Genomic DNA, 18,484 nt, shown 5'->3' with positions numbered 1-18,484 from the left:
CAAAGCGGCGCACGAGCCTATCCTGCGCCGCTTGCATTGGTGGGCGCAGTGATCAGTTGAACGAGCAGCCCTTTGCACCGACCGGGCAGCTGCTTTGGCGCACGCGATGCCGTTTCTTGGCCGCTGCGTGGGCCAGCGCCTGTTGGTAGCTGATGTCCTGGTTTGGACGGCCACAGCAGATGGTGCCATCGATTGTCACGGGTTGCAGACCGGTTGGGCAGTAATTGTGCTGGCTGTGAAAGGCGTAAATCTTGGGGCCGGCTTGATCCTGCGCCAGGGCCGCCCCTGCCCCGAGAAGCGCAAAGGCCGCAGCGGCCGTCATCACTTTGGTGAATGGCATATCTTCCCTCATTCCTTCAACACACCACGAAATCTATGCAAACGATGCCGTTTGGCTGGTCACAAGTCCAGTTTTTTTGGCGGATCACACCACCGCACGCATGATTTACTCGGAATTTGTCGGTTTGTGGCTAGGCTGGAAACAGTCACCACAACCCACGGGTATCCCGATGACCGAATTGATGCGCCTGCTGTCCCTCTACTACGCGTGCGAAGTGTCGGCTGAGACGCAATTCCCCTCGCCCACGGAATGGGCGCGCTGCATGGGGCATTATCATGCCGTGAAAGCGCATTTTGCGGGTGATCTGACCGGACCGCGGGCGCAGATCGAAGGGTATCGGGCGTGGAAAATGTGGGAAGATGACAACGGCGTGCTGGTGGCCCAATTGCGAGATCGCGCAGCACCCTAACCTCGCATGCAGTCAAGGCAACGGGCGATTGTCGGGTGGGCATCCAGCCTTTTTGGCTCAACATCTTCGCCACAATCTGTGCAGTAACCGTATTCTCCATCATCAATACGTTTGAGGGCGGCGTGGATGCGCTGGCGTTCGGCATTGCGCATCCGGGCCTGGGCCTGCGCCATGGCCTGGTTCTGGAGCGCATCCATGCGAGAAAGACGGCCAACAGCCTGCTGGTCGAGTTCCACGGTGGCCTGGGCGTGTGCGCCTGCGGCATCCTCGGCATCGAGGGATTCGAGGCGGGCGAGGAGTTGGGTGCGCGGGTCCATGGGGGAGCGTAGGCTTTGGAAGGTCCATGGCGCAAGGCCATCCCCGGTGAGGCGATGCGCGGCGCATTTGGTGGAAGGTTCGGCGGGTGTGAACAGCGGGGTAAAATCCCGCCCTACGGTGGGTTGGCCTGCCCCGGTAGGGCGGGATTTCATCCCGGCATGCGACCCGTTGGCATGTCTTTGTAAGAAGGGATTTCATACCATCATGCGGCGTTGCAATGCGTCGGAGCCAAGGCAGCCTCGGCATCGAGAGTCGAGAGACGGGACTGGAGGTGGGCGCGTGAACCCACGTTCGCTTTGCCACCGATAGGCTGCTGTCGACAAAAAGACATCAAGGGAAACCGATACTAAGTCTCCGCCTCTTGCGCATCCTGCTGGCCGCTTCGGCATGAAGTTTCATTCATCGCCTTTGCTCTAGCGGAAAGAACATTCGCAACTGACACATCAATAACACTCTCCAGTGACAATGAGTTACCCTCTGGGTCTACAAGTTGTGAAACCCTTGCCTGACCCAGCATGTTCCTGAACTTAGACACTTTGCCCTCCCGCCTCTTGAAGACGCAATTGCTTTCTATCAATGAAGTCTGGGTTTCTGTCTATATCGAAGTAGTGTTTCCGTTTTATCCAGATAAAGCCGTCAGACTTTGAGATCACGGCAACGTCAACTGGTCCGCCGACTGTCTCCAGCGGCGAGTCCATCTTCCTGCGAAGTGAGGTGATCTCAACCAAAGCTTCTGCCATTGCTGCCATCTCCTCCTTCGGTAAAGAACCAACCACTTTCATGAGGGGTTGAATGAAATGCTTCTGTCGTGTCTCTAGAAACTCTTCAAACATGGCGTCAACAGCAGCCTTGGCGCCTGTATTTTGTCGAACTTTCTCCACAACCTTCTCCTCAATCGGGACATAGGCCTCAACCACCTCGGAAATGATCTGCTCCGCAGTTTTCTCAAAAAGCCCATGCAAGTACGTGATATAGTCTGAAAGTACTCCCTCCATGAACACTTGAGCCAGGTCAGCTTGAGCAAATGGTACTATCAAAGAATTTGGTGAGTTTTCTTCATTTAGATCTCTAATACGTCGAATCCAGTATCTACTTCCGCTAGAGTTCTTGCCATCTACCACGACCTCAACAAGCTTAGGAAATACATCTCCTGCCCCGAATCCACCAAAAACAACTCCTGTTGATTGCGACGACTCGCATGGAGTGGATAAGATATCTAAGAAAACGTCTTCAAACCTATCACACACTTCGTTGGTAGCATGAGCTCCAACAACTTCGGTCAGTAAATCACGGATGTCTGAGCGATTTTGTGCATCAAAATAGCGCTTCGGAGAAGTGTTTTTGATTTTCTCTTGCTCGTTAAGTTCGTCTTTTAAATCCTCTAGAACTCTCAAAAATTCCGCTCGTCGGTCAAGTTTGTTTCTTGACTTGATTTGCGAGGAGAGATCTTCGGCGACTTCTACCACAAAGGAATATAGATGGATCATCTCTCCGTCACGGTTCGGCATCTTAAACTCGTCTAAAAAATCAAGAAATGAATCCTTATACTCTTCCAGTGTCTTTAGCACTGAATTCTCAATCTTTCGTCGGTATTCTTTAATTAAAACATCCCAAGGAACGCCGCAAAAATCACCAGAGCCGAAAATCATTACACCAACATCTGATGCCGAACTCAAATGGAATAGCTTGTTCGTATTTTTCCATACGCGATCTCGCCCAATGGTTACCGCACTATCAGCAGCAAGCGCAATCGCGGAGCGATTTAAAATCGCAATTTCAGCTGTCACCCAATAACCCCCATAAACTCCCGCCATTCCCCCTTGGACATGCCGGAATTCTCCTGCGTTACTTCCTCACCTTTCAACATTCTCTGAATACACGCAAGAGCTGTAGCGCTTAGCGTTGCACCACCCATGCGATAATCCTCGAACGCCGAATACGCCGCAGGCACCCAATCCTTGACCATTTCGCAGATCGCATCCGCATAAACGCGGATTTCGTATTGCGCGTGCGCATCCGCGCGCAGCCGCAGGAAATGGAACAGGTTGTGCAGGTCCACTTTCCAATACCATTGGGTATAGATATTCGCGGGCAGGTTCATGCGGGCGAGTTCGCGGGCGAGGCCGGATTGCCCCTCCTGACTGATCATCGCCTCGTAATTGTCATAGGCGCGGGTGCTGTCGGCCTTGAGGATTTCGAGGACGCGGGCGGCTTCTTGGCCCTGCAGCATCTCGCCCCTGCCCTGGTTGTTGACGACCGATTGGGCGGCGAGTGCATCCGGTTCGGGGATGTAGAATTCGCGGTCGAGGATCGAGTAGCGGGCCGAGTATTCGTTCACGTTGGCGGTGCGGTGGCGGATCCACTGGCGGGCCACGAAGACGGGCAGTTTGACGTGCAGCTTGATCTCGCACATCTCGAAGGGCGTCGAGTGCCAGTGGCGCATGAGGTAGCGGATCAGCCCTTCGTCGTTCTGGACGGATTTGGTGCCTTTGCCGTAGCTGACGCGCGCGGCCTGGCAGATGGCGCTGTCGTCGCCCATGTAGTCGATGACGCGGACAAAGCCGTGGTCGAGCACAGGCTGGGCTTTGTAGAGATGTGCCTCCATCCCTGGGACGGTGGCACGGAGTGTGGGCTGCGTGTGGCTGCGCAGCTCTTCGATTTCGGCAAGCTGTTCGGGGCTGAGCGGCATGGGGCGCGTCCTTTATCCACAGAATCTATCAGGCCTACACCTTATATTGTGGATTGGCTGATGAGAACCGCTAGATCGGGGTCGTTTTTTGGCAACGGTTCACGGGCGGTGCGAATCAGTGTGACCACGAAATCGTTGACTTTTGGGGGGTTACGGCGCTTTCTTGCCACAAAAGAGGCAGGACATAGACCGCAAAGGTTTTCAGGCATGAAACGGATAGTAGCAGTGTGCGCACTGACCGCTCTGGTGGCGGCATGTGGCAATGGCCCTCGGGAAACCGAGGATGAGACAGATGGCGGTGGTACACCGACCACACCAACGGACCCAACGAACTCGCTTGCCGTTCCAGAGGCCATTGCGGGTGATCTGGACTCCATCAGCTTCGATGCATCGACCAATACACTGACGGTCACAGGGCTGTCCCAGGACGGTGTGCCGCTTGTGAATGAATATCGGCATGTCAGCACAAGCTTTGTCGATGGCTATGAGACATTTACGGGGCAGAACGATCCGTTGGGGCGTCATGCTACGGCTTTTGTTGCCAGCCGTGACGGTGTTCAGGCCGGTGTCGTACTGACCGGGCCTCAGTTCAACACATTTTTTGGTGGTGCGTTTTTTGAACGATCCGGAGCGTATGTTGCTCCGACAGCCCCCGAAAGCCGCTTCGACGTCACGTACTACGGGAATTATGCAGCTGGCCTAAACACAGCGGGCCCTGAAACAGATATCTTCCCCACGCCGGGCGTGGACGAAGATGTGAACACGCCGGAACAGGCGGCCTATGTCCGTGGGTTGATGTTCGTGAACGTCGATTTGAACGAAATGTCGGTCGAAGGCGAAATCTACGACCGCACTGCCGTGACCGGCGCAGGCAACTTCGACATGCAGGACATCGTATTGATCGACGGGACGCTGACCGGCGAAGGCACGTTCAGCGGTAACATCGAGCTTGACGAAAGCGACATCAGCTTCCCCGACAGCGGTACTGGACAAGACATCGGGGACTTTGCAGGTGTGATTGGCGGGCCGTCCGGCGAATTTATGGCCGGTGGCACGCGGGTGACTGAAGTGCTCGAAGACTTCGACAATGAAATCGAGATCGGTGTTTTCGTTCTTGATCTTTGCGTCGCAGGGAACACCGACCCGATCTGTGTCAACGCGCTGCAGCCGTAAGGCCCATGAAGCGCGCGCTTTTGGCCGCTCTGCTGACGCTTTTGGCGTCAGCAGGTGCAACGGACCCCAAAAAGGAAGACAGCCAAACCTTCACGGTTGAGCAGGCGCGCGTCCTTGCGCGTCAAGCACTCTATGCAGGCCGCTTCGATCTGGCACGGGATGTGGCTACAGTGTTGGTCCGTACCAATCCCGAAGATGCGTATGCCTATCGTATCCTTGCGGCAGCTCAGTCGCGGTTAAAAGCCCACAAGCAGGCGCGCTCGGCGGCGCGCCTTTCCTATAAACACAGCGAAACGCCGGCGCAAAAGTTCGGAGCAGCCCGGACTGCGGCCAGCATTGCGTTTCAGCAGGAACGCCCGACGGCGTCACAGATCTGGTTGCGACTGGCAGCAACACATGCGGAAAATCCCAAGCAGGAAGAAGTGCTATCGCGAGACTACGCCAAGGTGCGCAGGGCCAATCCGCTGCGGTTCAACATCAATCTGTCGGTTGCCCCATCCGACAATGTGAATAACGGCACCGATAATGTGCTTGAAGTGATCAACGACGTACCGACATTGGGCGTATTCAATGGCAGTTCGCGCGCCTTGCCCGGGACTGTCGGCACCCTGGATGTTCAGCTGCGGTACCGCATCGCGCAGAGTAAAAAAAGCCAGACGTCGGTAATGGGACGCCTGTATACGCGACGGGTCGATCTGTCGGAAAGTGCCGAGGATATTGCTCCGAACGTGAAAAACAGTGATTTCGCGTCGACTTATGTCGAAGCCGGGATCGATCACGCGTTTGCGCTTGGTGCGCCGGGGAATTCCTTGCGCCTTGGTGGCGCGTTGGGGGCCAGTTGGTTCGGGGGTGATCGGTCATATGATTTCTTGAAGTTGAACCTCAGCCGCGGAATCAAATTGTCGCCTTCAAGCAATCTGACGCTCCGCACCGGTGCCGAAAGACGCTTTTCCACGCGTGGAACAATTCGCGACACTGACGTGGTGACTTTGGGTGCGACTGTGAGCCACAAACTGAAAAGAGGCGACAAGGTCAGCGTTGGCTTGACCGTGCAAGACGTTACGGGTGACTTTGTAAATGCCGATTACCAGACAGCCAGCCTGCGTGCGAACTATACATTTGGCAAACAACTGGGACCGATCCAGATTTCGACTGGCCTGACATTTGGTTACACGGATTACGAGGACTACCGTCTTGTTCGCACTGTGGACGGTGGGCGCCAAGACGAAAGCCTGTATGGTGACGTATCCCTGTTCTTTGCCGATTATGATTTCGCGGGTTTCGCACCCACGATCCGCCTTCGCACGGGCCGCAGGTCGTCCAATGTGAACCGGTTTGAGATCGACGAAACCACCATCACTCTGGGTATCCAATCAAAGTTCTGAGAGGTGCTGGCCCCTTTGGGGCCGTGTGTTAGGTTAGGACGACATCAATCCCCTGACGGAGACCGCCCACATGGCACTGACCTATCTGCATACAATGGTCCGGGTGAAGGACCTGGACGCCTCGATGGCATTTTACAAACTGTTGGGCCTCGAGGAGACGCGGCGCCATGACAGCGAAGGCGGTCGGTTTTCGCTGATCTTCATGGCCCCGCCCGGACAGCCGGAATGCCCTGTCGAGTTGACCTACAACTGGGATGGCGATGAAGGCTTGCCCGATGACAGTCGTCATTTCGGACACCTCGCCTACCGCGTCGATAATATCTACGAGACGTGCAAACACCTGATGGACAATGGTGTGACCATCAACCGTCCGCCGCGGGACGGGCACATGGCCTTTGTCCGGTCGCCTGACAACGTGTCGGTCGAGCTGTTGCAGGCCGGCGATCCCCTACCCCCGGCCGAGCCATGGGCCAGCATGGAAAACACAGGCCATTGGTAAGAATTTCGGCCGTTTTGGCCATCTGCGTCGCCGCATCCCCCGCGGCGGCGTGTCGGCTGGCGTTGCTGTTGGCCCTTGATGTGTCATCATCCGTCGACGCGACCGAGGACCAGTTGCAGCGGGGCGGCCTGGTGGCTGCCCTGACGGCCCCCGAGGTGCGCGCAGCTTTCTTTGCCGTTGATGCGCCCGTGGCACTGGCCGTGTACGAATGGTCGGGGCGGTACAATCAGGAGGTTGTGCTGGACTGGACCCTGATCGACAGTCCCTCGGCGCTGCTGAGCGCTGCAGAAACCGTCGCCGCGAGCAAGCGGTCCCACAACGAGTTTCCTACGGCGATGGGCTATGCTCTTGGTTTCGGGGCCGAGATGCTGGGGCGTGCGCCGTCCTGCCTGTATCGCACCATTGATATGGCCGGAGACGGGCAGAACAACGAAGGCTTTGGTCCCCAACTTGCCTATCGCGAGTTTGCCTTTGACGAAGTGACGGTGAATGGTTTGGTTGTGAATGCAGCCGAATTTACATCGGAGACCATGTTGATCGAGTTCTACGAGCGTGAGGTGTTGCGTGGCCCCGGTGCCTTTCTGGAGGTGGCGCAGGGGTTTGAGGACTACGAGCGTGCGATGCGCCGGAAACTTGAGCGCGAGCTGACGCCGCCCGTGATCGGTGCGCTTGACCTGCACCGCAGCGACGGATGATCCGCGCGGCACTTATCTGGGCCGCGTGCATGGCCGCAACAAGTGCCGGAGCCGAGACGGCCTGTCGTCAGGCACTGGCGTTGGGGCTGGATGTGTCGGGATCGGTCGATGCCCTGGAGTATCGTTTGCAGATGGACGGGTTGGCGGCTGCTCTGGACAGCAGCAAGGTGCGCCAGGCCCTGTTGCAGGTGCCGTCCGCGCCTGTGCATCTGCTGGTCTATGAATGGAGTGGGCCGGGAGACCCGGAAGTGATCCTGCCCTGGACAGCGATTGACAATACTGCGGTTCTGAATGCTGTGATCGGTCAGTTGCGGGCGACCGAGCGGCGACAGGCTAGCCCCGGCACGGCGCTTGGTCTGGCCATGCGCGAGGGCGCGGCGCATCTGGCACAACGTCCGGACTGCTGGAAGCGTACGCTGGACTTGTCGGGGGATGGCAAGTCGAACCTTGGTATCCGCCCCGTGGATGTGAAGCCTGAGTTGGAAGATACAGGCATTACCATCAATGCCCTGGTGATCGGGGTGGACGCGCCGGGCATGGGCGATGTGCAGCAAGGCGAAATCTCAGCGCTTTCCACCTATTTCCAGAACAATGTGATTGTTGGATCGGACAGCTTCGTTGAAACCGCGCTGGGTTTCGAGGATTACGCCGCTGCCATGGCCCGCAAGCTGGAACGGGAACTGGAAACGCTGATCCTTGGGGCAGCGTCCCCACCGTCAGGGCCCGGTATTCCGGGCCAAGACGATCAATAGATATAGCGGATCTGGTCTGTCCAATACCGTTCCATGCGCTTGAGCGACGCGGTGATATCAATAATCCCTTCGGGGCCAAGCACGCCCTTGGATTGCAGGCCATCTGCATGGCGCAGGAACAGTTCGTTCACCACGTCGCGGATCTTGCGCCCCTTTTCCGTCAGGCGCACCCGGACAGACCGGCGGTCAATTTCGCACCGCTGGTGGTGCATGTAGCCCATTTCGACCAGCTTCTTGAGGTTGTAGCTGACATTCGAGCCCTGGTAATAACCGCGGCTTTTCAATTCGCCTGCCGTCACCTCGTTGTCGCCGATATTGAACAGCAGCAGCGCCTGGACCGCGTTGATTTCGAGCACACCGACCCGTTCGAATTCGTCCTTGATCACATCAAGCAGCAAACGGTGCAGCCGTTCGACCAGCGATAGCGCCTCAAGGTAACCCACCATGAAACCTGCGTTGGAAGCCGTTTTGTCGGCCATGCCTGGGACCTGGCCGATAGGGTCCTGAATGCTCATCCGTTTTTCTCCGACATCATCTGCTCTGGCCAGAAGATGCGGTTGATTCGGAAATATTCAGTTAAATGCGCCGGGGCCCTTATTTTTCGGGCTGAAACGTGCGTGACACCGCACCGACCAGATCAGCGAGATGTGTTGGCGCAGCCTCTTGCCCGGTCACCCACCGATACAGATCCTGATCGTTCTCGTTCAGCAAGGTGTCATACACGTCCAGTTCGGCATCTGTCATGTCCGCCAGATGCCGCCCGGCATAGGTTGACAGGATCAGGTCCATTTCCTTGATCCCGCGGCGCATCGATCGCATGTGCAGCCGCTTCAAGCGATGTTCACGCGGCTCGTCAGACATCGGTTGGGGTCTGCATCGCGACGCGCAGCTTTTTCTCAAGCCGCCCTAGCTGTTCGGCACGCGCCAGCATGTCCGAACGCATGTCGCGCACTTCGGTCAGCAGATCACGCATATCGGCGGTCAGCGGCTCTTCGACCACGGGCGCGTCGAGCCCCTCGCCTTCGCCATTGATCAACCACATCATCGAAACATTCAGCAAGCCCGCCATCATCGACAGACGGTTGGCGCGCGGCTCACTCAGATCGTCTTCCCAAGCACGCAGTGTCGCCAGCCGCACGCCAAGACGCTTGGCAAGCTGCTTTTGGGTCATGCCGGCCTGCTCGCGTGCGCCGGCCACTCGGTCACCGAATGTTGCCGCTTCGGCGCTGTACCAGTCCTGCTGATCGTCCATGGGATTGCTCTCCTTCTCGGCGCTGGCGCTTGATCGCGCGGGGTACGCCGCCTATGAGGGTCTCGATAACGTCCTAACGCCCCGAGGCCAACATGACATTCCTTTCCGCGACACTCGACCGCGTTAAACCGTCCCAGACTGTCGCCCTGACAGGCCAGGTGGCTGCGCTGAAAGCGCAGGGCAAGGACATCATCGGCCTTGGTGCTGGTGAGCCGGATTTTGACACGCCGCAGAACATCAAGGATGCGGCCGTGGTGGCCATCGCGCTGGGCAGGACGAAGTATACTCCGGTCGACGGCATTCCAGAGCTGAAGCAGGCCATCGTTGATAAATTCAAGCGGGACAACGGGTTGGAGTATACACCTGCACAAGTCACCGTCGGCACGGGTGGCAAACAGATCCTGTACAACGCGCTGATGGCGACGCTGAACGAGGGCGATGAGGTGGTGATCCCTGCCCCTTACTGGGTCAGCTACCCGGACATGGTTCTGTTGGCAGGTGGCACGCCGGTCATCGCCGAGGCGTCGTTGCAGACCGGGTTCAAGCTGACCGCCGATCAGCTGGAATCCGCCATCACCGACAAGACAAAGTGGCTGATTTTCAACTCGCCCTCTAACCCGACCGGTGCGGGCTATACCCGTGAAGAGTTGAAAGAGATCACCGACGTGCTGATGCGTCACCCCCATGTCTGGGTGATGACGGACGACATGTACGAACACCTTGTCTATGACGACTTCGAGTTCACGACCCCAGCCCAGATCGAACCGCGCCTCTATGACCGCACTCTGACCGTCAACGGGGTCAGCAAAGCCTATGCCATGACCGGCTGGCGCATCGGTTATGCCGCGGGACCCGAAGAGCTGATCAAGGCGATGCGCAAGGTGCAGTCGCAATCCACGTCGAACCCCTGTTCGGTCAGCCAATACGCCGCAGTCGAGGCCTTGAACGGCACGCAAGAGTTCATTGCGCCCAACAACGATGTATTCAAGCGCCGCCGCGATCTGGTGGTCGAGATGCTGAACGCCGCAGAAGGCATCGCCTGTCCGGTCCCGGACGGTGCGTTCTATGTCTATCCGTCCATCGCGGGCTGCATCGGCAAGACATCAGCCGCAGGCACAGAGATTGTCGATGACGAGGCATTTTGCACAGCGCTGCTGGAAGAGACCGGCGTTGCGGTCGTGTTTGGTGCCGCCTTTGGGCTATCGCCAAACTTCCGCGTCAGCTACGCTACGTCGGACGAGGCCCTGAAAGAGGCCTGCACCCGCATCCAGACCTTCTGTGCGGGGCTGAGATAACGAGGGTTGGCATATGGGCGCGGAGCTTCCTGACTATTACTTCCGTGTACGCGAGAACGGAGCGGCGGTGTTTCGGGTGGATACCGAGAACCGGCAACGCCGGATCGAGATGGACCAGATCGCGGTGGTCAACATCCGCAATGGCGAGATCAAGCCCCATGGCGATCGCACCCTGTCGCCCGACGACCTGGCGCGGATCGAGGCATGGATGAAAAACCGGGCCCAGGTGCTGGCCCATCGCGACATTGACGACATTCACCGCGCGATTGATTACCTGAACCTGACCACCCATTGGGCGCAAAGCCGCGCGACAGAGGATCAGTTGGAAGACGTGACTGACGCCCTGCTGCTGGCGATGCACGATCTGAGATCCGTACTGGTGCGCAAGAAGGCAGACCGCCTGATGAAAGGGACGAAAGGCTGACACAGTCCGTCGCATCCGCTCGGCGGATAGGCACTGAAATTATGTAATTTCTTAGGGCAAATTTGATCACTTTCCGCCGACGATATGCGGCGGTGGAGGTGATGCTAGGCAATGGAACGGCTTGGCGGCACTGGCTGGATCGATCAATCAGCCAGGAGACATGCAGATGCCCCAGCCACCCATCGCGCCGATCACACCCAACGGTCTGGAGACCATTGCAGAGCTTGTTGAGACAGAACCGGGCCTGATCGCAAACATTTATCCCGAGGACATCCAAGGCGGCGCGGACGCCGCGCGTCAAATGAACGAAGTGTTCGAAACGGCGATGACCGCCACCGGCGTCAATACCGACGGCATTTTGACACCTGAAGATTTGTACATCCTGTCCGCATACATTCAGAACAACGCTGCCCTTTATGCGGCGTTCATTGAGGGGCACGGCGACGACGAGGGCAACGAGGAAACCGGGTTTCACCTTGTTCAAGGTGATGGCGGTGCCTTGGAGTTCCGGGGGCGCGACTTCATCGATACAGTCGCTGACGCGATCTACCACCTCGGTTTCGACATCGTTGATGGCCGGTTCGAAAATGAAGACGGCAATGAGAACGAGCGCGTCACCGATGTTGCGGGGTGGATGAATTATTTCGTCAACGGCGAAAGCCGGGTGTACGGCACGGACGCCGCCGAAACCCTGCGATCCGGCGACTACAGCTTTGCCTTGGCGGATGCGGCACATGAAATTTTTACCGCGGGCGCTGGAAACGACCAGATTTGGGCAGGGGCTGGCGATGACACGGTGTTTGGCGGCGGTGGCAACGACACCTCGGCCGGTGGTGACGGCGACGACTATCTTAACGGTCAGGTCGGATTTGATGAGATGTGGGGTGAAGGTGGCAACGACACCCTGCTTGGTCAAAACGGCGAAGACAGGCTTGGCGGCGGTGAAGGCGATGATTTCGTCAACGGCGGTGCGGGCAATGATCGCTTGTATGGCAACGAAGGTGACGACACGATCTGGGCCGGCATAGGCAATGACGTGCTGTCTGGCGACATAGGCAATGACAGTCTGCGTGCCGATGGCGGCAACGACACCCTATGGGGCGATGAAGGCAACGATGTGCTGTTCGCTGGCCGCGGCGCGGACAATGCCCATGGTGGCAGCGGCAACGACACTGTTCTGGCTGGCGCGGGGAACGATAGTGTCACTGGCGGTGATGGAAATGACGCGTTGCGGGGTGCAGGCGGTTTCGACACCTTGCGCGGAGGCGAAGGCGACGACGACATCAACGGCAATGGTGGCAATGACTTTATCAGCGGCGATGAAGGCAATGACCTGCTGAGGGGAGAAGCCGGGCAGGACACGCTGCACGGCGGAGAAGGTAACGACACAATTTACGGTCAGGGCGGCGATGACAGCATCCGCGGCAACGACGGGAACGACCGGTTGATCGGATCCGGCGGCAACGATGACATGCACGGCGGTGATGGGAACGACGTTTTGTCGGGTGGCACAGGCAACGACACCGTATCTGGCGGCGATGGAGCAGATCGGGTTGCAGGAGGCGCCGGGGCTGACCTGATCCTTGACTACGAAGACATCGAGGCACGCGATGTATTTGTCTTCAACCCGGGCGACAGCGGCACGACAGATGGCACGATGGACGAGATCAGGGGCTTTACCTCCATCATCGACAAGATCGACCTGAGCGCCTTTGGCGGCCTGACATTCGTTGAGAGCGAGACGTTCTCGGGCACACGGGCCGAGGTGCTGTTTGACGGCGATTTTGTGCAGATCGACAGTGATGGTGATGGCGCAGTCGACGAGATGATCGAATTGGTCTGGGTCAATGCGGTCGAAGCGGCGGATTTCATTCTTTAGACACAGTGGAATTGAGAGAGGAACGGGGCTTGTTCACTGCCCTGTCCTTTTTCATTGGGCTGAGACAGATCTCTGTCCGGTAGTGCGTCCCAGTCGCGGCACGGACACCGTCCAGAACCGCAGCATGAGCGCCACGCCGGCGCAGGCCAGCCCAAGCACGAGGCCCAGCCAGATGCCCGGACCACCCCAATCCAGTACGAACCCAAGAATGTACGAGGCAGGCATCCCAACCAGCCAATAAGACACCCCGGCAAGCACCATGGGCACCGTTGTATCCTGCACTCCGCGCAACAGGCCCAGCGCGATCACCTGCGCCCCATCCACCAGCTGGAACAGTGCAGCGAGGGCCAGCAGCAGCACTCCGATTTCGAGAATCTGGTTCCGCGCGGGTTCATCACGGTCCATGAACAGTGAGATCAGAGGTTCAGGCAGCGCGATGAACAGGACGATTGTTGCAACGGCCATTCCAAGGCTCATCACGATGACGGTGCGGGCGCCGCGCAGCATGTGGTCCAGATCACCCCGGCCATAGGCGTTGCCCGCCCGGATCGTTGCAACATTGCTGAGCCCGAGATGCACCATGAAGGTGATGGATGCCAGCTGCAGGGCGATGTTGTGCGCGGCAAGCGGAATGGTTCCGAGCCACCCCATCATGAACGCAGAGGCCGCAAACAGCCCGACCTCGCTGAGGTTGGTGAGACCGATGGGCAGCCCAAGGCGAAACACTTTGCCCAACATCTCCCAATCTGGACGCCAGAGCCGTTTGAGCAGTTGGTGTTCGGGAAGCACGATCAACGCATAGCCGATAACACCAATCACCATGACGAATTGCGTCACCAGCGATGCCACCGCCGCGCCTGCGATCCCCCATGCGGGGGCACCCCAGTTTCCGAAGATGAACGCATAATTTGCCAACGCGTTGGTCAGCGCAGCCGCCAGGGTGATCCAAAGGACAATCTGGGTCCGTTCGAGCGCGGCCAGATAGCTTTTGAACGTCATGACGAGCAGGGCCGGAATGATCCCCCAGCCCGCGATGCTCAGGTATTCGGCCCCGAGGGCCGCCACCTGTTCGGTTTGTCCCAGCGCCAGTAACACGCTTTCGGCCATGACCATGACCGGCAATGCCAGCACCGCAAAGCCCAAGCTCAACCACAGCCCCATGCGCGTGGCACGGCGCAGGTTGGTTTCGTCACGCTCGGCATGGAACGATGCGACCATGGGCATCACGGCCCAGGCAAAGCCGGACCCCATGAGGAACAGAACAAAAAACAGGCTGCCTGCAACGCCCTGGGCCGCGAGTTCCTCGACCCCGTACCAGCCCAACATGACCGTGTCGGTCACGCCGATCGCAATCTGTCCGAGGTGCCCACCGATCAACGGCAGGCCAAGGGCAAGGATTGCACGCGCGTGCGCGCCATATGACATCTTTTGGGTGGACATGTCCCACCCTTACGCCTGCTTTTTGTGCAAGAAAAGCCCCAGCGTCACACGGGTGACGGGATGCCGCCCTTCCCCCTTAGAGCAACGGCCAAACGAGCGTTGTCGCAACGAGTGCGATCAATGCGCCGGCCATGATCTCGATCACACCCATGGCGCGGATGCTGCCTGCACCCGACCAGCCCGAAAACGCCGATTCCCGTGCGCTGACCGCGACAAGTGCCACAAGGACCGTGACGCTGGCCGTCCCCAACCCCATGACCAAAGCCCCCGCGACCCCTGCCCACGGGATGCCGAGACCAAAGCATAGGATCAACAGGAACACGGCCCCGGTGCAGGGCCGTATGGCGATAGAGCCGATGATGGCAATCGCATCCCGCCATGAAGACACCGAAGCCGCCTGATCGATGCTGGGTCCATGTGCGTGACCGCAACTGCTGCAATGCCCATTCTCGTCAATGGAATGCACAACGACACTGCGCGCACGGCGCATGCCGCGCACCATCAGCCAGAGCCCGACGAGCGCAATCGCCATGTAACTGGCGGGGGCCAGCACTTTTTCGGCCGCGTCCGTCAATTCGCTGCGGCCCCATCCCAGAACCCATGCCCCGAGCGCCACCAGCAGCACCGCCATCAGCGCCTGCGCCAGGGAAGATGCCACCGCCAGCCATGACAAGCGCCACGCGGTCACCTGCTCGGCAGCGCCGTAGCCCCCGATTACCAGCTTGCCATGTCCCGGCCCGGCCGCATGAAAGAAACCGTAGGCTGCGCAAACGCCCATCAGGGCAAACCATGCGCCCGGCTCCCCTGCCCGGACGGCGCGCAGACCACCCGCAAGCGCCGTTTGCGTTTCACGCTGCTGGGCGGCGGCCCATTGACCGATATCTGCCATGCCGCCAAAGCCAAAGAGCCAGAGAAGCGCTGCGGCACAGGCCAGAAGAACGCCGATCCTTAGCCCGCGCATGACAGCGTGACCGTGTCAGCAAAGGACTCACCGACTTCCGGATAAGACTCTTCGGCCTGAGCCGTTGGCGTGGCGTACAACAGCTCTTCCACCAGCGTATACGCCGCATCAAGGTCAGCGGGCTGGATTGTTGCGGTACACGGGCCATCCATGGCGACCGGGCCGATCAAGTGATACGCCGTGTAGAATGTCGGATCATATGCCTTGAGAATGACCCCCTCGGCCGGACCACGGGCGGGTCGAAAATGCGCGGACGTGATCCGCCCATCGCTGACCGAGACGCCCCGTCCGGACGGCTTTCCAAGCGCCACGGAGGTTCCGTTGCGCGTCGCGTAGCTGTCCCCTTCAAATCCTTCGATCCATTGCAGGTCGAAACCATTCAACCGGGCCAGCTCTGCATCCGTGAGTTCGGCATCACCATCTGGATCCAGTCCAAGATCTGCCATCAGAAGCAGAGAATAGAATTCGTCATAGGTCCAATGCACCTCGACGCCTTCCAAAGTGCCATCGGCACTGACCACAACTTTCAGCTTGGTATCGACGAACACGTGCGGATGGGTCGACGCCGCATTGGCGGACAAGACCAAAGCCGCGGCAACGGCAAGAGATCGACGAAATGACATTGCCCAGATTTAGGCAAGGCGGTGCGCCGCCTCAACCCCGATTTGCATATTGCGCGACAGCCCGCCCGGAGAAGAGGCATTGCGACACAGATCACCACTTGCACCTGCGAGTGGCTCTGTCACAGTAGGAAAAGCATTACCATAGGTTGAATCTATCCAAAGGATGCCCCCATGACTCTCTCACGCGCAATAGGTCCGGCGCTGGCCGCAACCCTGACCACGGCTGGCGCTTGGGCGAACTCGATTGATCAAATTCGCCCGGACGCACCTGCATTGGCGCAGTACGGTGCCTTCCCAATCGGTGTGCAAACCCTTGACGTGACAATTCCCGACAGCATCGATGTCGTGAATGTTAAGGGCAAGACCATGCCCACCTATGATCGCCCCCTGACACTGGAAGTCTGGTATCCGGCAGCGGAGGGGACAGAGCAAGGCGGCACATACACCGCCATCCTGCGTGACGGAGCAACTGAGGTCACGTTGAACGGTCGCGCCGCGCGAGATGCACAACCTGCAAGCGGCACCCGTTTTCCCTTGGTGATCATCAGCCATGGATATCCCGGGAACCGTTTCCTGATGAGCCATTTGGGCGAAAACCTTGCATCCAAGGGGTATGTCACCGTGTCAATTGATCACACGGACAGCACCTATTCCGACCAAGCCGCTTTTGGATCGACCCTGTACAATCGTCCTTTGGACCAAGCCTTTGTGCTGGATCACATGGCTGAATTGCAGGGGCCGCTGGGTGACATCATTGACGCGGATCACACCGGTGTCGTGGGCTATTCCATGGGTGGCTATGGTGCGTTGATCTTTGGGGGTGCGGGTGTCACCCAAGCCTCGACCGAGTTCAGCTGGGGGGCGCCGAATGATCTGCTGGAGGCGCATCTGGCCATGTCCGACAGTCACGAGGCCCTGATGGATGACCGCGTCAAAGCAATCATCGCCATTGGACCCTGGGGCAACAACGCGGGGTTCTGGGATACAAGCGGGACGGCTGGCCTGCGCGTGCCCACGATGTTTATGGCAGGCGGGGATGACGATGTTTCCGTCTATGACGCCATGCGGGAGCTGTTTACCGGCGCGGTGGGCGCGGATCGACACTTGCTTACGTTTGACTATGCCAATCACAACGCCGCGGCCCCGATCCCGGCCCCCATAGAAAGCTGGGAGCCTGTTGAGGGTCTCGATTTCCTTCCTTTCGAGCACTATGCCGATGCAGTGTGGGATACGACGCGAATGAATAACATCGCCCAGCACTTCGCCACGGTTTTCTTCGATCTGCACCTCAAGGGTGATACGGCCAAGGCCGAGTATCTTGAGCTGGTGCCCGATTCCCGCAACGGGCTGGTTGACCTTGATGATGCGGGCAACCCGACCGAGGATCACACCTATTGGCAAGGGTTTGCGCCGCGCACGGCCAAGGGCCTGCGGTTCGAAACGCTGCCAAAGGGTCAGTGATGGACGTCACCACACGCGAACTTGGCGGGCACACGTTCACGGTGAGGACATGGGGTGATCCGGCGCATCCGATGATCCTGATGCTGCACGGTTTTCCCGAATATGGCGGTGCGTGGGACGAGATAGCGACACGTCTGTCTGATCGTTATTACTGTGTAGCCCCCGATCAGCGCGGGTACGGTGCGAGCTATGCGCCCGATGATGTTGGTGAATATGCGACGTCGAAACTGGTTGGTGACATGGTGCACCTTATCGCCGATCGCGGCCCCGTGATTGTCATGGGCCATGATTGGGGCGCCTCTGTCGCCTATGGCCTGGCCATGTTCCGACCCGATTTGGTGTCGCACCTGATCATTGCCAACGGTGTGCACCCGGTCCCCTTTCAGCGCGAGATGGCGGCGGGTGGAGCACAATCCGAGGCATCCCAGTACATCAACTTCCTGCGCAGCGAGGGGTCCGAGGATACGCTTGCCGCAGATGATTTCGGGAAGCTTCTCAAGCTGTTCTCGGCCAAGATGGACATGAGCTGGCTCGCAGGCGACCGGCTGAACGCTTACAAGGCCGTGTGGCGACAATCGGGGCTGCGCGGCATGATCAACTGGTACCGCGCCTCGCCTCTGATCGTGGCTGACCCCGGCGTGCCCGTAGAAATGCCCGACCTGCCCCTGGATCGGCTGAAGGTACATTGTCCGCATCTGCTGGTCTGGGCAGATGGCGACACGGCGCTGTTGCCAATATCGACGGAAGGTCTGGAAGACTTCGCACCGTCGCTGACCCGCGCGCATGTTTCCGGTGCAGACCATTGGCTGTTGCACCAACAACCCGACTCTGTCGCGGATATCGTCTCCAACTGGCTCGGCTGATCTCTTCCCAAGTGGCTTTGATCGCG

21 protein-coding genes are annotated in these 18,484 nt (G+C 58.6%); 11 read left to right on the top strand and 10 right to left on the bottom strand.

All coding sequences use genetic code 11. From position 1 onward, the window contains the following. Positions 1–52 precede the first annotated feature (52 nt). Positions 53–340 (bottom strand): hypothetical protein, encoded by a 288-nt coding sequence (locus tag AC53L6_RS15050; protein ID WP_496908425.1) that lies wholly within the window; start codon positions 338–340, stop codon positions 53–55. A 100-nt stretch (positions 341–440) separates the two neighbouring features. On the opposite strand from AC53L6_RS15050, the gene AC53L6_RS15045 reads away from it, so the two are divergent. Continuing rightward, on the top strand, positions 441–749 hold the full coding sequence (locus AC53L6_RS15045) for a hypothetical protein (protein WP_496908424.1): 309 nt from the start codon (positions 441–443) through the stop codon (positions 747–749). Here AC53L6_RS15045 and AC53L6_RS15040 read toward each other — a convergent pair. The 3 genes from AC53L6_RS15040 to thyX form a co-directional block, all read right to left on the bottom strand. After that, positions 746–1,219 carry a TraR/DksA family transcriptional regulator gene (locus AC53L6_RS15040; RefSeq protein WP_496908423.1) on the bottom strand — a complete coding sequence of 158 codons (474 nt, stop codon included), beginning with the start codon at positions 1,217–1,219 and terminating at the stop codon, positions 746–748. The genes AC53L6_RS15045 and AC53L6_RS15040 overlap by 4 nt on opposite strands. Positions 1,220–1,594: 375 nt before the next feature. Then, positions 1,595–2,854, bottom strand: a complete 1,260-nt coding sequence (locus AC53L6_RS15035) for a hypothetical protein (RefSeq protein ID WP_496908422.1) — start codon at positions 2,852–2,854, stop codon at positions 1,595–1,597. Then, on the bottom strand, positions 2,851–3,756 hold the full coding sequence (gene thyX, locus AC53L6_RS15030) for an FAD-dependent thymidylate synthase (RefSeq protein WP_496908421.1): 906 nt from the start codon (positions 3,754–3,756) through the stop codon (positions 2,851–2,853). The genes AC53L6_RS15035 and thyX overlap by 4 nt, the downstream gene beginning before the upstream one ends. Positions 3,757–3,963: 207 nt before the next feature. Here thyX and AC53L6_RS15025 point away from each other — a divergent pair, with 207 nt between their 5' ends. The 5 genes from AC53L6_RS15025 (at position 3,964) to AC53L6_RS15005 (ending at position 8,260) form a co-directional block, all read left to right on the top strand. Continuing rightward, the gene (locus AC53L6_RS15025) at positions 3,964–4,929 is read left to right on the top strand and encodes a hypothetical protein (RefSeq protein WP_496908420.1); all 966 of its coding nucleotides are present in this window, start codon (positions 3,964–3,966) and stop codon (positions 4,927–4,929) included. Positions 4,930–4,934: 5 nt separating this feature from the next. Further along, on the top strand, positions 4,935–6,314 hold the full coding sequence (locus AC53L6_RS15020) for a tetratricopeptide repeat protein (RefSeq protein WP_496908419.1): 1,380 nt from the start codon (positions 4,935–4,937) through the stop codon (positions 6,312–6,314). A 70-nt stretch (positions 6,315–6,384) separates the two neighbouring features. After that, positions 6,385–6,813 carry a VOC family protein gene (locus AC53L6_RS15015; protein ID WP_496908418.1) on the top strand — a complete coding sequence of 143 codons (429 nt, stop codon included), beginning with the start codon at positions 6,385–6,387 and terminating at the stop codon, positions 6,811–6,813. Next, complete coding sequence (locus tag AC53L6_RS15010; protein ID WP_496908417.1) at positions 6,780–7,508, top strand: DUF1194 domain-containing protein; 729 nt, start codon at positions 6,780–6,782, stop codon at positions 7,506–7,508. The genes AC53L6_RS15015 and AC53L6_RS15010 overlap by 34 nt, the downstream gene beginning before the upstream one ends. Continuing rightward, on the top strand, positions 7,505–8,260 hold the full coding sequence (locus AC53L6_RS15005; protein WP_496908416.1) for a DUF1194 domain-containing protein: 756 nt from the start codon (positions 7,505–7,507) through the stop codon (positions 8,258–8,260). The genes AC53L6_RS15010 and AC53L6_RS15005 overlap by 4 nt, the downstream gene beginning before the upstream one ends. Here the strand turns inward: AC53L6_RS15005 and AC53L6_RS15000 are convergent. The 3 genes from AC53L6_RS15000 to AC53L6_RS14990 all read right to left on the bottom strand — a co-directional run bounded on the left by AC53L6_RS15000 (position 8,254) and on the right by AC53L6_RS14990 (position 9,512). Further along, on the bottom strand, positions 8,254–8,775 hold the full coding sequence (locus AC53L6_RS15000; RefSeq protein WP_472728528.1) for a MarR family winged helix-turn-helix transcriptional regulator: 522 nt from the start codon (positions 8,773–8,775) through the stop codon (positions 8,254–8,256). The genes AC53L6_RS15005 and AC53L6_RS15000 overlap by 7 nt on opposite strands. A 79-nt stretch (positions 8,776–8,854) precedes the next feature. Next, complete coding sequence (locus AC53L6_RS14995) at positions 8,855–9,121, bottom strand: succinate dehydrogenase assembly factor 2 (RefSeq protein ID WP_299698985.1); 267 nt, start codon at positions 9,119–9,121, stop codon at positions 8,855–8,857. Continuing rightward, complete coding sequence (locus AC53L6_RS14990; protein ID WP_299598603.1) at positions 9,114–9,512, bottom strand: helix-turn-helix domain-containing protein; 399 nt, start codon at positions 9,510–9,512, stop codon at positions 9,114–9,116. Before AC53L6_RS14990 ends, AC53L6_RS14995 begins: the two co-directional genes overlap by 8 nt. Positions 9,513–9,604: 92 nt before the next feature. Between AC53L6_RS14990 and AC53L6_RS14985 the strand changes: the two genes are divergently transcribed. The 3 genes from AC53L6_RS14985 (at position 9,605) to AC53L6_RS14975 (ending at position 13,110) form a co-directional block, all read left to right on the top strand. Further along, positions 9,605–10,807 (top strand): pyridoxal phosphate-dependent aminotransferase, encoded by a 1,203-nt coding sequence (locus AC53L6_RS14985; RefSeq protein WP_496908415.1) that lies wholly within the window; start codon positions 9,605–9,607, stop codon positions 10,805–10,807. A gap of 13 nt (positions 10,808–10,820) precedes the next feature. Then, on the top strand, positions 10,821–11,231 hold the full coding sequence (locus AC53L6_RS14980; RefSeq protein WP_299207263.1) for a hypothetical protein: 411 nt from the start codon (positions 10,821–10,823) through the stop codon (positions 11,229–11,231). A 166-nt stretch (positions 11,232–11,397) separates the two neighbouring features. Then, on the top strand, positions 11,398–13,110 hold the full coding sequence (locus tag AC53L6_RS14975; protein ID WP_496908414.1) for a calcium-binding protein: 1,713 nt from the start codon (positions 11,398–11,400) through the stop codon (positions 13,108–13,110). A 51-nt stretch (positions 13,111–13,161) separates the two neighbouring features. Here AC53L6_RS14975 and AC53L6_RS14970 read toward each other — a convergent pair whose 3' ends face one another. From AC53L6_RS14970 to AC53L6_RS14960, 3 genes are all read right to left on the bottom strand, one after another. Then, positions 13,162–14,550, bottom strand: coding sequence for an MATE family efflux transporter (locus AC53L6_RS14970; RefSeq protein ID WP_496908413.1), 1,389 nt, complete (start codon positions 14,548–14,550; stop codon positions 13,162–13,164). A gap of 76 nt (positions 14,551–14,626) precedes the next feature. Further along, positions 14,627–15,511 (bottom strand): nickel/cobalt transporter, encoded by an 885-nt coding sequence (locus tag AC53L6_RS14965; RefSeq protein ID WP_496908412.1) that lies wholly within the window; start codon positions 15,509–15,511, stop codon positions 14,627–14,629. Next, complete coding sequence (locus AC53L6_RS14960; protein WP_299207255.1) at positions 15,499–16,134, bottom strand: DUF1007 family protein; 636 nt, start codon at positions 16,132–16,134, stop codon at positions 15,499–15,501. Before AC53L6_RS14960 ends, AC53L6_RS14965 begins: the two co-directional genes overlap by 13 nt. 171 nt (positions 16,135–16,305) lie before the next feature. Here AC53L6_RS14960 and AC53L6_RS14955 point away from each other — a divergent pair, with 171 nt between their 5' ends. Together AC53L6_RS14955 and AC53L6_RS14950 are read left to right on the top strand one after the other, a co-directional pair. Next, positions 16,306–17,595, top strand: coding sequence for an alpha/beta hydrolase family protein (locus AC53L6_RS14955; protein ID WP_496908411.1), 1,290 nt, complete (start codon positions 16,306–16,308; stop codon positions 17,593–17,595). Next, positions 17,595–18,458 carry an alpha/beta fold hydrolase gene (locus AC53L6_RS14950; RefSeq protein WP_496908410.1) on the top strand — a complete coding sequence of 288 codons (864 nt, stop codon included), beginning with the start codon at positions 17,595–17,597 and terminating at the stop codon, positions 18,456–18,458. Before AC53L6_RS14955 ends, AC53L6_RS14950 begins: the two co-directional genes overlap by 1 nt. Positions 18,459–18,484: the final 26 nt, after the last annotated feature.

This window comes from Tateyamaria sp. LSS28 (genome assembly GCF_059611725.1).
The sequence above is the reverse complement of the archived record's forward strand: the minus strand, read 5'-3'. Positions and strand labels throughout refer to the sequence as shown.

Excerpts from the sequence above, each read along its gene's own strand:
- AC53L6_RS15005 (WP_496908416.1), top strand. The coding sequence starts at position 7,505 with ATGATCCGCGCGGCACTTATCTGGGCCGCGTGCATGGCCGCAACAAGT.
- AC53L6_RS14965 (WP_496908412.1), bottom strand. The coding sequence starts at position 15,511 with ATGCGCGGGCTAAGGATCGGCGTTCTTCTGGCCTGTGCCGCAGCGCTT.
- AC53L6_RS14955 (WP_496908411.1), top strand. The coding sequence starts at position 16,306 with ATGACTCTCTCACGCGCAATAGGTCCGGCGCTGGCCGCAACCCTGACC.
- AC53L6_RS14985 (WP_496908415.1), top strand. The coding sequence starts at position 9,605 with ATGACATTCCTTTCCGCGACACTCGACCGCGTTAAACCGTCCCAGACT.
- AC53L6_RS14975 (WP_496908414.1), top strand. The coding sequence starts at position 11,398 with ATGCCCCAGCCACCCATCGCGCCGATCACACCCAACGGTCTGGAGACC.
- AC53L6_RS14970 (WP_496908413.1), bottom strand. The coding sequence starts at position 14,550 with ATGTCCACCCAAAAGATGTCATATGGCGCGCACGCGCGTGCAATCCTT.
- thyX (WP_496908421.1), bottom strand. The coding sequence starts at position 3,756 with ATGCCGCTCAGCCCCGAACAGCTTGCCGAAATCGAAGAGCTGCGCAGC.
- AC53L6_RS15045 (WP_496908424.1), top strand. The coding sequence starts at position 441 with ATGATTTACTCGGAATTTGTCGGTTTGTGGCTAGGCTGGAAACAGTCA.
- AC53L6_RS14950 (WP_496908410.1), top strand. The coding sequence starts at position 17,595 with ATGGACGTCACCACACGCGAACTTGGCGGGCACACGTTCACGGTGAGG.
- AC53L6_RS15000 (WP_472728528.1), bottom strand. The coding sequence starts at position 8,775 with ATGAGCATTCAGGACCCTATCGGCCAGGTCCCAGGCATGGCCGACAAA.
- AC53L6_RS14995 (WP_299698985.1), bottom strand. The coding sequence starts at position 9,121 with ATGTCTGACGAGCCGCGTGAACATCGCTTGAAGCGGCTGCACATGCGA.
- AC53L6_RS15040 (WP_496908423.1), bottom strand. The coding sequence starts at position 1,219 with ATGAAATCCCGCCCTACCGGGGCAGGCCAACCCACCGTAGGGCGGGAT.
- AC53L6_RS15020 (WP_496908419.1), top strand. The coding sequence starts at position 4,935 with ATGAAGCGCGCGCTTTTGGCCGCTCTGCTGACGCTTTTGGCGTCAGCA.
- AC53L6_RS14960 (WP_299207255.1), bottom strand. The coding sequence starts at position 16,134 with ATGTCATTTCGTCGATCTCTTGCCGTTGCCGCGGCTTTGGTCTTGTCC.
- AC53L6_RS15050 (WP_496908425.1), bottom strand. The coding sequence starts at position 340 with ATGCCATTCACCAAAGTGATGACGGCCGCTGCGGCCTTTGCGCTTCTC.
- AC53L6_RS14980 (WP_299207263.1), top strand. The coding sequence starts at position 10,821 with ATGGGCGCGGAGCTTCCTGACTATTACTTCCGTGTACGCGAGAACGGA.
- AC53L6_RS15025 (WP_496908420.1), top strand. The coding sequence starts at position 3,964 with ATGAAACGGATAGTAGCAGTGTGCGCACTGACCGCTCTGGTGGCGGCA.
- AC53L6_RS14990 (WP_299598603.1), bottom strand. The coding sequence starts at position 9,512 with ATGGACGATCAGCAGGACTGGTACAGCGCCGAAGCGGCAACATTCGGT.
- AC53L6_RS15010 (WP_496908417.1), top strand. The coding sequence starts at position 6,780 with ATGGGCCAGCATGGAAAACACAGGCCATTGGTAAGAATTTCGGCCGTT.
- AC53L6_RS15015 (WP_496908418.1), top strand. The coding sequence starts at position 6,385 with ATGGCACTGACCTATCTGCATACAATGGTCCGGGTGAAGGACCTGGAC.